This window comes from Bordetella bronchiseptica (genome assembly GCF_900636925.1).
Taxonomy (GTDB): Bacteria; Pseudomonadota; Gammaproteobacteria; order Burkholderiales; family Burkholderiaceae_B; genus Bordetella; species Bordetella pertussis.
In genome coordinates, this window is the sequence record NZ_LR134326.1 from 1 (window position 1) to 14,952 (window position 14,952).

The following is a 14,952-nucleotide window of genomic DNA, read 5'->3' on the forward strand; positions in this document are numbered from 1 at the left end:
ATGAAAGAATTCTGGCAGACCTGCGTCAGTCGTCTTGAGCAGGAACTCCCCCCCCAACAAATCAGCGCGTGGATCCGACCGCTGGTCCCGCTTGCGTATGACGAAGCGCAAGCGGTTCTGCGCGTGGCCGCGCCCAACCGCTTCAAGCTGGATTGGGTGCGGAAGAACTTTTCCCATCAGATCGAGGCGCTGGCCGCCGAGTGGTACCAGCGCCCGGTGCAGGTGACGTTCGAGCTGCCCGGCACCAGCTCCGCGCCACGCATACCGATGGCCGTGCCGCGCCCGGTGGCGGTCTCGGTGCCGGCCGTCGTTGCTGCGGTGCAGCAAGCATCGGAGCCTGCTCCGCCGGCGCCGGCGCCGGCCGCGCCTGCTCCGGCGCCGGCAAGCGCCGACGCCGCGAACATCGTTTACGAGCGGTCGCGCCTGAACACGGATCTCACCTTCGAGAATTTCGTGACCGGCAAGGCCAACCAGCTGGCGCGCGCCGCGGCGCTGCAGGTGGCGGAGAATCCCGGCACGTCCTACAACCCGCTGTTCCTGTACGGCGGCGTGGGGCTGGGCAAGACCCACCTGATCCACGCCATCGGCAATGCCATGGTGGCCGCGGGGACCGGCGTGCGGGTGCGCTACGTGCATGCGGACCAATACGTCTCTGACGTGGTCAAGGCCTACCAGCGCAAGGCGTTCGACGATTTCAAGCGCTACTACCATTCGCTCGATCTGCTGCTGATCGACGATATCCAGTTCTTTTCCGGCAAGAATCGCACGCAGGAGGAGTTCTTCTATGCGTTCGAGGCGATGGTGGCGCAGCGCAAGCAGATCATCATCACCAGCGATACGTACCCGAAGGAGCTCTCGGGTATCGACAGCCGGTTGATTTCGCGGTTCGACTCCGGGCTGACCGTGGCCATCGAGCCGCCCGAACTCGAGATGCGCGTGGCGATCCTGCTGCGCAAGGCCGAGTCCGAAGGCGTGCCGATGCCCGAGGAAGTGGCGTTCTTCATCGCCAAGCACCTGCGCAGCAACGTACGCGAGCTGGAAGGCGCCTTGCGCAAGGTGCTGGCCTACGCGCGTTTCCATGGCCGCGACGTGCTGACGGTGGATGTCTGCAAGGAGGCCCTGAAGGACCTGCTTTCGGTGTCCAACGGCCAGATCACGGTCGAGAACATCCAGAAGACGGTTGCCGATTTCTACAAGATCAAGGTGGCCGACATGTACTCGAAACGCCGGCCGGCCAATATCGCCCTGCCGCGCCAGGTGGCGATGTACCTGGCCAAGGAGTTGACTCAGAAGAGCTTGCCGGAGATCGGCGACCTGTTCGGTGGACGAGACCACACCACCGTCCTGCACGCTGTGCGCAAGATCTCCGATGCCCGCGCCAAACAAGCCGAGCTTAACCATACCCTGCACGTGTTGGAACAAACTCTAAAAGGATGACCATGCAACTCGTACAAACCACACGCGATGCATTGCTGAAACCGCTGTCGACTGTGGCGGGCATCGTCGAAAGACGCCATACCCTGCCCATCCTGGCGAACATCCTGATGCGCAAAGAGGGCAACAAGGTGGCTTTCATCGCCACCGACCTCGAGGTCCAGATCACCACGCATGCCGACTTCGGCGTCGGCCCGGAGAACGAGTCCACCACGGTGGCGGCGCGCAAGCTGCTCGACATCCTGAAGGCCCTGCCGGACACCGGCGAGGTCAAGCTGGGCCTGGCCAGCAACAAGCTGTCGGTGCAGTCGGCCAAGAGCCGCTTCGCATTGCAGACGCTGGCGGCCAGCGAGTTCCCGACCGTGGCCCAGCCCGAACAGTGGGACGTGTCGTTGAGCATGCCGCAGCGCATGCTGCGCCACCTGTTCAACATGGTGCACTTCGCCATGGCCCAGCAGGATATCCGCTACTACCTCAATGGCATGCTGCTGGTGTTCGAGCCGGGCCGTGTGCGCGCCGTGGCCACCGACGGCCACCGCCTGGCGCACTGCGCCACCGAGGCCGACGGCATCGCCGAGCGCCATGAGGTCATCGTGCCGCGCAAGACGGTGCTGGAAATGCAGCGCCTGCTCGAGGACTCCGACGAGCCGGTGGCGCTGGACGTGGCGCCGGGCCAGATCCGTTTCCGTTTCGGCGACGTCGAGCTGGTGTCCAAGCTGGTCGAAGGCAAGTTTCCGGATTTCACGCGCGTGATTCCCACCAACTACACGCGCCAGTTCTCGGTCAGCCGCGAAGCCCTGCAAGGCAGCCTGCAGCGCGCCGCCATCCTGACCACCGACAAGTTCAAGGGCGTGCGCCTGCAGCTGGCGCAGCACCAGATGAAGATTTCGTCCTCCAACGCCGAGCAGGAAGAGGCGCAGGAAGAAATCGATATCGACTACAGCTTCGAGCCGCTGGATGTGGGCTTCAACGTCAGCTACCTGCTGGACGTGCTGAGCAACATCAAGGCCGAGAACGTGCAGTGGTCCGTCATGCCCGACGCCAACGCGTCGGCGCTCATCACCCTGCCCGACGACGAGCAGTTCAAATACGTCGTCATGCCCATGCGGATCTGATCCGCGACACAGATGGGTTTGTGCCGTTTGCGCGCGCTTGCGCGCGCGAACGGTGTGGCCGTGAGGCTGTTTTTTAAGGCGTTAAAGAATCGACATGTCAGATCAACAGAACACCACTCCCGAGAACACCGGCTATGGCGCCGATTCGATCAAGATGCTCAAGGGGCTGGAGGCCGTGCGCAAGCGCCCAGGCATGTACATCGGCGATACCTCCGATGGCACGGGCTTGCACCACATGGTGTTCGAAGTGGTCGACAACGCGATCGACGAGGCGCTGGCGGGCCATTGCGACGACATCGTCGTCACCATCCATACCGACAACTCGATCTCCGTCACCGACAACGGCCGCGGCATCCCGACCGACATCCACAAGGATGACGAGTTCGGCCGCAGCGCCGCCGAAATCGTGATGACCGAGCTGCACGCGGGCGGCAAGTTCGACCAGAACTCGTACAAGGTGTCGGGCGGCCTGCACGGCGTGGGCGTATCCTGCGTGAACGCCCTGTCCGAGTGGCTGCGCCTGACGATCCGCCGCAACGGCCAGGTGCATCAGATGGAATTCCGCCAGGGGCAGCGCGTCGCGCCCCTGACGGCGACCGGCCCGACCGACAAGCGCGGCACGGAAGTGCGTTTCCTGGCCGATCCGGCCATCTTCACCAACATCGAGTACCACTACGAGATTCTCTCGAAGCGCCTGCGCGAGCTGTCGTTCCTGAACAATGGCGTGAAGGTCCGCCTGGTCGACCAGCGCCAGGGCAAGGAGGAGAACTTTGCGTTCTCCGGCGGCGTGAAAGGGTTTGTCGAGTACATCAACCGCAGCAAGTCGGTGCTGCATCCCAACGTGTTCGCGGTCAGCGCCGAATCGTCGGCCGGCGGCGTGCTGGTGGGCGTGGAAGTGGCCATGCAGTGGAACGACAGCTACAGCGAAAGCGTGCTGTGTTTCACCAACAACATTCCGCAGCGCGACGGCGGCACGCACCTGACGGGCCTGCGCGCGGCCATGACGCGCGTGCTCAACAAGTACATCGCCGACAACGAGCTGGCCAAGAAGGCCAAGGTCGAGACCACCGGCGACGACATGCGCGAAGGCCTGGCCTGCGTGCTGTCGGTGAAGGTGCCCGAGCCCAAGTTCAGCAGCCAGACCAAGGACAAGCTGGTCTCCAGCGAAGTGCGTCCGGCCGTCGAGGACGCGGTGGCGCGCACGCTGGAAACCTGGCTGCTGGAGCACCCCAACGACGCCAAGGCGCTGTGCGGCAAGATCGTCGAGGCCGCGCGTGCGCGCGAGGCGGCGCGCAAGGCGCGCGAGATGACGCGCCGCAAGAGCGTGCTGGAAGGCGCCGGCCTGCCCGGCAAGCTGGCCGACTGTCAGGAAAAGGACCCGGCGCTGTGCGAGCTGTACATCGTCGAGGGCGATTCGGCAGGCGGTTCGGCCAAGCAGGGCCGCGACCGCAAGTTCCAGGCCATCCTGCCCCTGCGCGGCAAGGTGCTCAACGTCGAGAAGGCGCGTTTTGACCGCCTCATCGCCAGCGAGCAGATCGCCACGCTGATCACGGCCCTGGGCACCAGCATCGGCCCCGATTTCAATATCGACAAGCTGCGCTACCACCGCCTGATCATCATGACCGACGCGGACGTGGACGGCGCGCACATCCGCACGCTGCTGCTGACGCTGCTGTATCGCCAGATGCCCGAGCTGGTGGCGCGCGGCCACGTCTATATCGCGCAGCCGCCGCTGTACAAGGTCAAGGTCGGCCGCGACGAGCGCTACCTGAAGGATGACCAGGAAGAAGCGCAATTCATGCTGCAACTGGCGCTCAAGGACGCCGAGCTGATTCCCAGCCAGGGCGCCGCCCCGATCCGTGGCGAGGCGCTCAACGAACTGGCGCGCCAGTACGTGCTGGCCGACGCGGTCATTTCCCGCCTGTCGCGCGTGTTCGACGTGGCCGCGCTGTCGGCGCTGGCCGAAGGCGTCGAGATCGACCTCGAGGACGCCGAACGCACCAAGGCATCGGCGCAGCGCCTGTCCGACGCGTTGCACGCGGCCAGCCCCGCCAATGGCGTGGAAGTGGTGGCCGAGTACGACGACGTGGCCGAAAAGCACCGCCTGGCGGTGCGCCGCATGCACCACGGCAACGTGCGTGTCAGCGTGCTGGATGCGGACTTCGTGCGCGGCGCCGACTACGCGGTGCTGGCCAAGTCGGCCAAGACGTTCCTGGGCCTGGTCGGCGCCGGCGCCATCGTGGCGCGTGGCGAAGGCGACAAGCGCAAGGAACAGTTCGTGTCCGATTTCCGCGAGGCCATGCAATGGTTGCGCGGCGAAGCCGAGCGCGGCCTGAGCAAGCAGCGCTACAAGGGCCTGGGCGAAATGAACCCGGAGCAGTTGTGGGAAACCACGATGGACCCGAAGGTGCGCCGCCTGCTGCGGGTGCAGATCGAAGATGCCATCGCGGCGGACGAGGTCTTCACCACGCTGATGGGCGACGACGTCGAGCCGCGCCGCGCGTTCATCGAAACGCATGCGCTGTCGGCGGGCAACATCGACGCCTGACGCGCTTGCTGCCGTCGTATGCCGAAAGGGGCTGCCGTGAGGCAGCCTCTTTTGCTTGGGGGCGTGGCAGCGCTTCATGCCGGTGGCTATGAGGATTTTCCCGGGCGGCGCCTGACTACATTTTGATACGCCGGTGGAGTATTCTCGCGCTTGCGTGGGGGCGCACCGCCGGCGCGAAAGGCGTGGCGGGGCATGAGATAAATCGACAGCGGAAGAATCGAATCATGTGTCCAGAGTTCCAGCGTAAAGCCGCGGGGGCGCCGCGCATGGGCGCGATGCTGGCGCGGTGCGTATTGACGGCGGCGCTGGCCTTGCAGGCGGCCGCGGCCGCGCGAGCGGTCGAGATCGAGATCGGCGTGGCGTCGCGCGGCGTCGTGGACGGATTGGAGTTCGTGCAATTTTCGGCCGATGAGCGAACCATGGCCACGACGCACTGGGGCAACGTCGTGCATCTGTGGGACTTGAAGACACTGCGCGTGCGCAGTTCGGTCAGCGTTGCGAACCGGGATTTCGATTTCGACCTTTCGCCGGACGGCCGCGCCCTGGCCGTGTGGAACGAAGAGGGCAAAGGCGAGATCGAGCTCTACGACACCGACAATGGCCAGCCTGCGCGGGCATTGCCCGCGCCGCGCCTGCCGCAGGGAGAGTCGCGCCGTGGCCGGTCGCTGGTGTACCGCGATGACGGCACGCTCGAGTTTGTTTCGCATGGCTGGATCGGCGGCCATGCGCGCAAGGCCTATCTGCTTGCCGTGCCGGCCGGACAGCCGCGCGCCGCCGAAACCCCGCTGCCCGCGCTGGTCAACAGCGTGGCGTTTCGAAAGTCCGCGGTGATGGACCAGGGCCGCCTGCTGCTTGCCGGCGTCGATGGCGCCGATGACGAGCTGGCCATCATGGACATCGCGAGCGGCCGCATGCTGGCCCGCGAGCCGGGGTTCAGGATCGCGAGCTACGCCGCGGACGCCAGGCGCGCGGTGTTTGTCGAGGCCGACGGCAAGCAGCGCATCCTGGCCTTCGATTTCTCCAGCCGCAGCCTGTCGACGCTGCCGCGCTGGACAGGGTCGGGCAAGTTCCAGCCCTATCGCTTCGTCGCCGGCACGCGCTTCCTGGTTCTTGCGCCGGACGAGCCCGATGCATCGACGCGCCGCGCGGCGCCCGGCATCTACGACTTGCAGACCAGGCGGCTGCACCGGTTGCCGCCGGACGCCGACCCCGGGTCCATCGACGTGTGGGGCGCCACGGCATCGTACGTGCTGTGCAACCCGGATCATACGGCGTGCCAGGCGGAGGTCGCCGATCTGGCGATCAGCCGCAAGCTGGGCACTTTCGCGGTGCAGCCCAGCGCGGACTTCCGCACCTGGATTTCGCCTTCCGGGTCCATGGTGGTCGTGGGCGGCGCCGACGACGGCACGATGAAGGTCTGGAGCGTCAAGGAGCAGCGGGTCATAGGGCCCAACTGAGCCGCGGCATCTCGCAGGTCACTTCACTGTTCACAAAGGCCGGGATCATGGCAAGCATTCTTCGCTGGTTTGTCCGCGCGTTCGCGCTCGCATTGGCGGCGCAGTCGGTCTGCGCCAATCCGCGTCCGGAAGTCATCGATACGATTGCCGCCACGCCGGCCGGGCTGGTTGCCGTCACCGAGGATGGCACGGGGTTGTGGAGCCTGGTCGACGGCAGCCGGCCCGCGTGGCAGGCGCGGCCGCGCGCGCCGAACGCCCGTGGCGACATGCAGCTGGAACCGGTGGCGGTTTCGCCAGACGGGCGGTGGCTGGCCGCCACGCGTGGCTACAAGGATCCCGTCATTGTGGTGCGAGATGCCGCGACCGGCCGCGCGGTGCGCGAGATCAAGGCGCCGCGCTCCGGCGTGGATGGCTTGCGCTTTGCCGGCGACGACGTGCTGGTGGCGCTGTATGCCGGCCGGCTGGCGGCGGTGTGGGAGGCTTCCAGCGGCAAGGCGCGCGGCGTGTTCGAGTTGCCGGCCGCGCCGCGCCAGGCCGCGGCCTCGGCCGACGGACGCTACCTGGCGGTCGGGCAGGACAAGCAGCGCGTGACGGTGTACGACCTCGAGGGCGGAAAATCACTGGGCAATTTCGAGCTGGGCAGTATTGCGTCGAAATCGCACGCGGTGCCGACGCACGACATCCTGTTCATGGCTTTTGCCTATGACGGGACCGTGGTCGTGCACCATGCAACGGGCTATATCCAGCGGTTCGATCCGCGCCGCGCCGCGCCGGCCGCCTTGCTGGGCAGCCAGGATATCCCGCTGCGCGGCGTGGCGACCAGCCTGTCGCCCGATCGGCGCGTGCTGCTTACCGCCGACCGCCCGGGCGCCCTGACCCTGTATCGGCTGGACCAGCCGGCGCCGGCCAGGTCGGCGCTGCGTTCGGCGCTGGGCGAAGTCACGGCGTCGGCCTGGGAGGCCGGCTCCCGGCGTTTCGCGGTGGCCGACAACCAGGGCCGCGTCGAGCTGTGGGACGCCCGCAAGCCGGCCGGCGCGGCGCTGGAAGGCAAACACGCGGGCGCCATTGAGCAGCTGGCTTTCGCGAGCGCCGGCCGCTTCCTCGTCTCGTCTGGACGAGATGGCAGCATCCGGGTGCGCGAGACCGCGACGGGCCAGGAAGCGGTACGGCTGGTGGGGCTGGGCGAGACCGGCTGGGTTTCCATGACGCCGGCGGGTTATTTCCACTCGTCCGGCCTGCCGGCCGAGGCGGCCATCAATGTGCGGATTGGTTCGGATGTCTATGGCATCGACAACTTCCGCGAGCGTTATTACCGGCCGGATATCCTGAGCGCGGCGCTGCAGGGCCGGTCGGTGCGGCCGCAGCGGACGTTGGCCGACACGCGTCCGCCGCCGCAGGTGCGGGCCGATCCGGTGCCGGCGTCGCTGGCGGCCGACACCTACACGCTGGTGCTGCAACTGACCGACCAGGGAGGCGGGATCGGCGATGTACGGGTGCTGCGCAACGACGTGGCCGTCGCAAACCACGCGGCGGACGCGCAGGCCGCCGCGGGCAGCCAGCGCCGCAGCATTCCGGTCAAGCTGGCAGCGGGCCGCAACGAAATCAAGGTCATCGCCTTCAACGCCGAGAACAGCCTGAGCAGCAAGCCGCTGCGCCTGACGCTGGATGTGCGGGCGACGCAGCCGGAAAAACCGGTATTGCACGCCATGATCGTCGGCATCAACGAGTTCGGCGAGGCCTCGTTGAACCTGCAATACGCCGTCAACGACGCCAACGCCATCGCCAGGGAACTGCGCGAGCGCACGCGCGGCCTGTACCGCGACGTGCGGATCGAGCTGCTGACCACGCCGCAGCAGACCTCGCGCGCATCGCTGATCGAAAGCCTGCGGCGCTACCAGCAGCTCGATGCCGGGGATGTATTCATGTTCTATGTGTCCACGCATGGCGCGGTCATGGGCGACAAGCCGGTGGACCAGGAGTATTTCCTGATTCCCAGCAACGCCAAGAGCCCGGTCTTTGCGCATGACGCCATCAGCCAGCACGAACTCAAGCGCCTGTTTTCCTCCATCCCGGCCGGCAAGAAGCTGCTGCTGTTCGACACCTGCTTCGCGGGCGCGCTGGGCGAAGCGCTGTACCAGCCCGCCGTCGAACGCGGCGTGGCCGAGAACGGCGCCGTCAATGTGCTGGCCACGGCGATCGGCAGCACGACCCTGGCGGCTTCGGCGCCGCTCGAGATGTCTTATGAGGGCTACCAGGAACACGGCACGTTCACCTGGGTCGTGTTGCAGGCATTCCGTGGCAAGGCCGGCGGCGGCAAAGGCAATGTCGTGCTTACCGCCGATCTGGCGCGCTACGTCGCGCGCGAGGTTCCGGCGCTGGCGCGGCGCCTGCAGCGCGAGCAGAACCCCGCCGTGTATGCCACGGGCCAGCCTTTTCCCGTGGTGGCCGGCCGCTGAGCGCGGCCGCGCGCTTCAGGCGCCGCAGATGGCGTAGGCGGCCTTGAGCATCTGCGGCACGATTTCCGCTACCAGGCGCGCGCGCGGATATTCGTCGGCCGCCGCCGTGACGCTGATGGCCGCCAGCGGCTGGCGCCGTTCGTCGCGCAGCAGGGTGGCCACGCCCATCTGGTTGAGCAGCACCTGGTCCTGCGTGATGGCGTAGCCGTCCTCGCGGGCCTGGCGGATCTCGGCCAGCAGCGCCTGGGGGTCGGTCTGCGTGCGCGGCGTGTAGGGCTGCGGCGCGGCGCGTGCCAGCAGGTCGCGCACGCTGGCATCGTCGCGCTGCGACAGCAGCATGCGGCCCGCGCTGTTGCTCCAGGCCGGCATGCGCCGGCCCGGCAACATCTCCACCAGCGTCAACTGGCGGCTCGGCAGCCGCAGCAGGTAGATCATGTCGTCGCCGCTCAGCACGCTCATGTTGACCGCCAGCCCGCAATGCTCGCGCAAGGCGACCAGATGCGGCGCGGCCAGCGATACCAGGTGGTCGCTGCGCAGGAAGTAATAGCTCAGTTCCACCACCTTGGGACCGAGGCGATAGCGGCGCGATTGCGGATCCTTGGCCAGGTAGCCCAGCGCTTCCCAGGTGTGGGTAAAGCGCTGCGCGGCGCTTTTGCCCATGCCGGTGAGCTGCACGATGTCGGTGAGGCTGAGCGAGTCGCGCGCGGCATCGAAAGCCTCCAGCACGCGCATGCCTTTTTCCACGGAAGCGACATACAGGGGGTGGTCGGCACGCTCGGCAAGCAAAGCGGCGGCGGCAGCGGGCATGGGCGTCTCCAGAGGCGCGGCTACTTGTTTACCCGCATTGTGCACAGGCAGGCAGCCGCCGTATAAATACGTATATTCAGTACTTTGTATTGTATAGCAATACTTGAGCGGAGCAAACCATGGGCTGGGAATCGATTTGCGCAATGACCGCGCTGCAACTGCGGGCCGAACTGGCGGCCGGCCATCTGAGCGCGCGCGAGATCCTGCAGGCGCATCTGGAGGCCATCGAACATTGGAACCCCACGGTCAACGCCATTGTCACGCTGGATGTCGAAGGCGCGCGCCGGCGCGCCGCGGCGGCCGACCAGGCGCAGGCGCGCGGCGAGCCGCTGGGGTTGCTGCATGGCCTGCCCGTGGCGCACAAGGACAGTTTCCTGACCGCCGGCATGCGGACGACCCATGGTTCGCCCGTATTCGCCGATTTCGTGCCCGAGCGCAGCAGCCTGGTGGTGACGCGCCAGCAGGCTGCCGGCGCCATTACGCTGGGCAAGACCAACCTGCCGGAGTTCGGCGCCGGTTCGCAAACTTTCAACGCGGTGTTCGGCCCCACCCGCAATCCCTATGACCCGGCCATGACGGCCGGCGGCAGCAGCGGCGGCGCGGCCGCCGCGCTGGCGTGCCGCATGGTGCCCCTGGCCGATGGCACCGATATGGGCGGGTCGCTGCGCAATCCGGCCAGCTTCTGCAATGTGGTGGGCCTGCGTCCTTCGCCGGGCCGGGTGCCGATGTGGCCGACGGCCGCGCCGTACAACACCCTGAGCGTGGCTGGTCCGATGGCGCGCACCGTGGCCGACGCCGCCCTCATGCTGGCGGCGCTGGCCGGCCCCGACGCGCGCGATCCGCTGACCATCGATGCCGACCCTGGCCTGTTCCTGGGGGCGCTGGAACGCGATTTCGCCGGCACGCGCGTGGCGTACGCACCGGACTGGGGCGGCCTGCCGGTCGATCCGGCCGTCGGCCGCGTGCTGCAGGCGCAACTGCCGCGCTGGGAAGAGCTGGGTTGCCGGGTCGACCAGGCATGTCCGGACTTCGGCCAGGCGGATTCGTCGTTCCATGCCTTGCGCGGCCTGGCCTTTGCCATCAATCAAGGCGAGACCGTGCGGCGGCATCGCGACCGCGTCAAGGACACCGTGATCTGGAACACGGAACTGGGCCTGAACCAGAGCGGCGCCGTGCTGGCGCAGGCCGAGCGCGACCGCGCGCAGCTGTTCGAGCGCATGCACGACTTCATGCAGCAGTACGAATTCCTGATCGGGCCGGTCAGCCAGGTGCCGCCTTTCTCCGCCGACCAGGCGTACATCCAGCGCATCGGCGACGTGGAGATGCGCAACTACATCGACTGGATGCGTTCGGGCTACTACCTGTCGTTGACCGGTCATCCGGCGATTTCGGTGCCCTGCGGGTTCACCGAGACGGGCCTGCCGATAGGGATACAGATCGTGGGCCGCTATCGCGACGAACGCGGCGTACTGCAACTGGCGCACGCGTTCGAGCAACTGACCCAGTGCTGGCGCCAGGCGCCGGCGCTGCGCGCGCCGGCCGCCTGAGGCCGCGCAATTTTTTCATTCGGAAAGGGAAGCAGCAGATGTTCAAAGCAAGCCTGAAAGCGCTGGCGCTGTGCGCGCTGGCCGTATTGCCCATGGCCGCGCCGGCGGCGCAAGCGGACTGGCCGGCCAGGCCGGTGACCCTGGTGGTGCCGTTCCCGCCGGGCGGCTCGACCGACGTGATCGGCCGTTACTTCGGCGCACGCCTGGGCGAGCTGCTGGGCCAGTCCATCGTGGTGGAGAACCGGCCGGGCGCCAACACGGGCATCGGCGCGACTGCGGTGGCGCGCGCGCCGGCCGACGGCTATACCTTCATGATCAGCGGCGCGCCGACGTACACGACCAATTCCCTGCTGTACGCCAACCTGAACTACGACCCGATCAAGAGCTACGAGTATGTCGCCATCGCGGCGAGCGCGCCGTTCGTGATCCTGACCAACCCGCAGACCGGCATCGCCACGGTGCAGGACATCGTGCGCAAGTCGGCCAGCCAGCCGCTCAGCTTCGGTTCGTTCGGCACGGCCTCCACGCCGCACCTGGCCGGCGAGTATCTGGCGCAGCACGGCGGCGCCAAGCTGCTGCACGTGCCGTACCGGGGCAGCGCGCCGGCCATGACCGATTTGATCGGCAACCAGATCCCGCTTTCGATCGACACGCTGGTGGCGGCCTTGCCGCAGATCCGCGCCGGCAAGGTGCGCGCGGTGGCGCTGACCAGCAGCGCGCGCTCGCCCTTGCTGCCCGAACTGCCCACCGTCGCCGAAAGCGGCGTGGCGCCTTATGACTTCCAGACCTGGTTTGGCATCGTCGCGCCGCATGGCACGCCGCAGGCGGTGGTGCAGCGCATGGCGCAGGCGCTGCAGACCATGCTGGCCGAGCCGGGTACCCAGGCCAGGATGCGCGAGCTGGGCTTCGAGCCGGAATATGTGGACGCGGCGGGCTTTCGCGCCCGCGTCGAGCAGGAAATGGCCCGCAATGCGGGCGTGATCAAGGCGGCCGGCATTCGCATCGAATAGCCGTGGCGCGGCGCTACAGCTGCGCGAAGTGCTTGTAGCGCTTTTCTTCGAAGCTGCGCTCGCTGGCCAGCTCGCGCACTTGCGCGGCCGGCGGCCCGCGACGCAGCCATTCCAGCATGTGGTCGACCTGGTCGGCGGTGCCCTGCACCACGGCCTCGACCGTGCCGTCGGGCAGGTTCTGCACCCATCCGGTCACACCCAGCATGTGGGCCCGGCGCACGGCGGCGTGGCGGTAGCCCACGCCTTGCACCTTGCCTTTGACGATGACGTGTACGGTTTCCATGTGGGCGTCAGACATGTCGGATCCTTGTGCTTCGTATAACGGCCGCGCCGTGGCGCGATACGTGGATTATCGGATGAATCCTGCAGGCGTGCGCGAGGGGCGGCGTATACTGGCTCTCGCCGCGCGAAGGCCGGCCATCGCCGTGCCGCTTTCCTGACCTTCATCGACCATGACCCAGAACCTTTCTACGATCACCTGCATCGAAGATCTGCGCGTCATCGCGCAAAAGCGCGTGCCGCGCATGTTCTACGACTACGCCGATTCAGGCGCCTGGACGGAAAGCACCTATCGCGCCAACGAAAGCGACTTCCAGCGCATCAAGCTGCGCCAGCGCGTCGCCGTCGATATGGAAGGCCGTTCGCTGCGCACCACCATGGCGGGCAGCGACGCCGTGATGCCGGTGGCCATCGCGCCCACCGGCCTGACCGGCATGCAGCACGCCGACGGCGAGATCCTGGCCGCGCGCGCCGCCGCCGAGTTCGGCGTGCCGTTCACCTTGTCGACCATGAGCATCTGCTCGATCGAGGACGTCGCCCAGGGCAGCGGCAAGCCCTTCTGGTTCCAGCTCTACGTCATGCGCGACCGCGAGTTCGTCGGCGACCTGATCGATCGGGCCAAGGCGGCGGGGTGCTCGGCGCTGGTGCTGACGCTGGACCTGCAGATCCTCGGCCAGCGCCACAAGGACATCAAGAACGGCTTGTCCGCGCCGCCCAAGCCGACGCTGCGCAACCTGATCGACCTGGCGTTCAAGCCGCGCTGGTGCCTGGGCATGCTGGGCACGCGGCGACGCACCTTCGGCAACATCGTCGGCCACGCCAAGGGCGTGACCGACCTGTCGTCGCTGTCGTCCTGGACGGCCGAGCAGTTCGACCCGCGCCTGAGCTGGGACGATGTCGAATGGATCAAGCGGCGCTGGGGCGGCAAGCTGATCCTCAAGGGCATCCTGGATGCCGAGGACGCCCGTCTCGCGGCCGAGAGCGGTGCCGACGCCCTGATCGTCAGCAACCATGGCGGCCGCCAGCTCGATGGCGCGATTTCCTCCATCAACGCCCTGCCGGCCATCGCGGAGGCGGTCGGCTCGCGTATCGAAGTGTGGATGGACGGCGGCATCCGCTCCGGCCAGGATGTGCTCAAGGCGGTGGCGCTGGGCGCGCGCGGCACCATGATCGGGCGGGCATTCCTCTATGGCCTGGGCGCCTACGGCCAGGCCGGCGTGACGCGGGCGCTCGAGATCCTCTACAAGGAAATGGACGTCACCATGGCGCTGTGCGGCCACAAGCACATCAGCCAGATAGACCGCGGCATCCTGATGCCGGGCACCTATCCGCAGTAAGCCGGCCGGCGCGGGCGCTTCGCCGTCCGCGCAAAACCGCAAAATCTGCAAAGCGGGCCTGGCTACATTGCGTTCACTGGAGATCGCATGAAGCCCAAGACCCGTCTTTACTACGCCGAGCGCCTCGAGCCCGTGCTGGCCTGGCTGGCGGCGCGCCCCGATGCCGACGCCGACCTGCACCGGCTGGCCGAGCTGGCCTGCCTGTCGCCCTATCACTTCCACCGCGTATACCGCGCCCTGATGGGCGAGACCGTGCACGCCACCGTGCAACGGATGCGGCTGGCGCGGGCATCGGTGGCGCTGGCGCAGGGCAAGGGTTCGCTGCGGCAGGTGGCGGATCGGGCCGGCTATGCATCGGAAGCCGCGTTCAGCCGGGCGTTCAGCGCGCAGTACGGCCTGCCGCCCGGCCGCTATCGTGCGAAACGCTCCAGCCCTTTCAACCCCGAGGAGCTGCGCATGTACCCCCTGACGATGGAAGACTTTCCCGGCCTGTCCCTGGCCACCCTGGCGCACCAGGGCGACTACCAGGAGATAGGCAATACGTTCGACCGCCTGGCGCTGCTGGCTGCCACCCAGGACCTGGTGCGTGACGGCATGCAGCCGCCGCCACGCTACATCGGCGTGTACTACGATGATCCCGCCCAGGTGGCGCGCGACGCGTTGCGCTCGCGCGCCGGTGTATCGCTGCCGCCGGGCACGGCGGCGCCGGCGCCGTTCGAACCGCTGGATATCCCGGCGATGCGTTGCGCCGTGCTCGAGTACACCGGTCCGTACAGCGAGATCGAGGCGCCCTACAACTGGCTGTTCTCGCAATGGCTGCCGGCCAGCGGCCAGGAGCCGGGCGATTTTCCCATGTTCGAGGAATACCTCAACGATCCCAAGACGACGCCCGCGGCCCAGCTGAAGACGCGCATCTATCTGCCCCTGGCCTAGCGTTGCAGGCCCGCCCGGGCCGGCCCGGT

The 14,952-nt window shown here is 67.3% G+C and carries 11 protein-coding genes; 9 read left to right on the forward strand and 2 right to left on the reverse strand.

Annotation, left to right across the window (positions count from 1 at the left end; genetic code table 11):
- The 5 genes from dnaA to EL288_RS00025 all read left to right on the forward strand — a co-directional run bounded on the left by dnaA (position 1) and on the right by EL288_RS00025 (position 9,010).
- Positions 1-1,437 carry a chromosomal replication initiator protein DnaA gene (gene dnaA, locus EL288_RS00005; RefSeq protein WP_003816024.1) on the forward strand — a complete coding sequence of 479 codons (1,437 nt, stop codon included), beginning with the start codon at positions 1-3 and terminating at the stop codon, positions 1,435-1,437.
- A gap of 2 nt (positions 1,438-1,439) precedes the next feature.
- Positions 1,440-2,549 carry a DNA polymerase III subunit beta gene (gene dnaN / locus EL288_RS00010; protein WP_010929839.1) on the forward strand — a complete coding sequence of 370 codons (1,110 nt, stop codon included), beginning with the start codon at positions 1,440-1,442 and terminating at the stop codon, positions 2,547-2,549.
- A 94-nt stretch (positions 2,550-2,643) separates the two neighbouring features.
- Complete coding sequence (gene gyrB, locus EL288_RS00015; RefSeq protein ID WP_003816022.1) at positions 2,644-5,097, forward strand: DNA topoisomerase (ATP-hydrolyzing) subunit B; 2,454 nt, start codon at positions 2,644-2,646, stop codon at positions 5,095-5,097.
- A 224-nt stretch (positions 5,098-5,321) separates the two neighbouring features.
- Positions 5,322-6,554 (forward strand): WD40 repeat domain-containing protein, encoded by a 1,233-nt coding sequence (locus EL288_RS00020; protein ID WP_033448989.1) that lies wholly within the window; start codon positions 5,322-5,324, stop codon positions 6,552-6,554.
- Between the two features lie 47 nt (positions 6,555-6,601).
- Positions 6,602-9,010 carry a caspase family protein gene (locus tag EL288_RS00025; protein WP_003816020.1) on the forward strand — a complete coding sequence of 803 codons (2,409 nt, stop codon included), beginning with the start codon at positions 6,602-6,604 and terminating at the stop codon, positions 9,008-9,010.
- 15 nt (positions 9,011-9,025) lie between these two features.
- Here the strand turns inward: EL288_RS00025 and EL288_RS00030 are convergent, their stop codons facing one another.
- A complete protein-coding gene (locus EL288_RS00030) occupies positions 9,026-9,817 on the reverse strand; it encodes an IclR family transcriptional regulator (protein ID WP_003816019.1) in 792 nt (263 codons plus the stop codon).
- Positions 9,818-9,936: 119 nt separating this feature from the next.
- Between EL288_RS00030 and EL288_RS00035 the strand changes: the two genes are divergently transcribed.
- Together EL288_RS00035 and EL288_RS00040 are read left to right on the forward strand one after the other, a co-directional pair.
- Positions 9,937-11,364, forward strand: a complete 1,428-nt coding sequence (locus EL288_RS00035) for an amidase (RefSeq protein ID WP_003816018.1) — start codon at positions 9,937-9,939, stop codon at positions 11,362-11,364.
- 38 nt (positions 11,365-11,402) lie between these two features.
- Positions 11,403-12,374, forward strand: a complete 972-nt coding sequence (locus EL288_RS00040) for a Bug family tripartite tricarboxylate transporter substrate binding protein (protein ID WP_033451357.1) — start codon at positions 11,403-11,405, stop codon at positions 12,372-12,374.
- A gap of 13 nt (positions 12,375-12,387) precedes the next feature.
- Here the strand turns inward: EL288_RS00040 and EL288_RS00045 are convergent, their stop codons facing one another.
- Positions 12,388-12,672 (reverse strand): acylphosphatase, encoded by a 285-nt coding sequence (locus EL288_RS00045; RefSeq protein WP_003816015.1) that lies wholly within the window; start codon positions 12,670-12,672, stop codon positions 12,388-12,390.
- A 154-nt stretch (positions 12,673-12,826) separates the two neighbouring features.
- On the opposite strand from EL288_RS00045, the gene EL288_RS00050 reads away from it, so the two are divergent.
- Both EL288_RS00050 and EL288_RS00055 read left to right on the forward strand, forming a co-directional pair.
- Positions 12,827-13,990 (forward strand): alpha-hydroxy acid oxidase, encoded by a 1,164-nt coding sequence (locus tag EL288_RS00050; protein WP_003816013.1) that lies wholly within the window; start codon positions 12,827-12,829, stop codon positions 13,988-13,990.
- 87 nt (positions 13,991-14,077) lie between these two features.
- Positions 14,078-14,923, forward strand: coding sequence for an AraC family transcriptional regulator (locus EL288_RS00055; protein WP_003816010.1), 846 nt, complete (start codon positions 14,078-14,080; stop codon positions 14,921-14,923).
- Positions 14,924-14,952 lie beyond the last annotated feature (29 nt).

Bases quoted from the DNA above. Each gene is read 5' to 3' on its own strand.
- dnaA (WP_003816024.1), top strand. From the start codon at position 1: ATGAAAGAATTCTGGCAGACCTGCGTCAGTCGTCTTGAGCAGGAACTC.
- dnaN (WP_010929839.1), top strand. From the start codon at position 1,440: ATGCAACTCGTACAAACCACACGCGATGCATTGCTGAAACCGCTGTCG.
- gyrB (WP_003816022.1), top strand. From the start codon at position 2,644: ATGTCAGATCAACAGAACACCACTCCCGAGAACACCGGCTATGGCGCC.
- EL288_RS00020 (WP_033448989.1), top strand. From the start codon at position 5,322: ATGTGTCCAGAGTTCCAGCGTAAAGCCGCGGGGGCGCCGCGCATGGGC.
- EL288_RS00025 (WP_003816020.1), top strand. From the start codon at position 6,602: ATGGCAAGCATTCTTCGCTGGTTTGTCCGCGCGTTCGCGCTCGCATTG.
- EL288_RS00030 (WP_003816019.1), bottom strand. From the start codon at position 9,817: ATGCCCGCTGCCGCCGCCGCTTTGCTTGCCGAGCGTGCCGACCACCCC.
- EL288_RS00035 (WP_003816018.1), top strand. From the start codon at position 9,937: ATGGGCTGGGAATCGATTTGCGCAATGACCGCGCTGCAACTGCGGGCC.
- EL288_RS00040 (WP_033451357.1), top strand. From the start codon at position 11,403: ATGTTCAAAGCAAGCCTGAAAGCGCTGGCGCTGTGCGCGCTGGCCGTA.
- EL288_RS00045 (WP_003816015.1), bottom strand. From the start codon at position 12,672: ATGTCTGACGCCCACATGGAAACCGTACACGTCATCGTCAAAGGCAAG.
- EL288_RS00050 (WP_003816013.1), top strand. From the start codon at position 12,827: ATGACCCAGAACCTTTCTACGATCACCTGCATCGAAGATCTGCGCGTC.
- EL288_RS00055 (WP_003816010.1), top strand. From the start codon at position 14,078: ATGAAGCCCAAGACCCGTCTTTACTACGCCGAGCGCCTCGAGCCCGTG.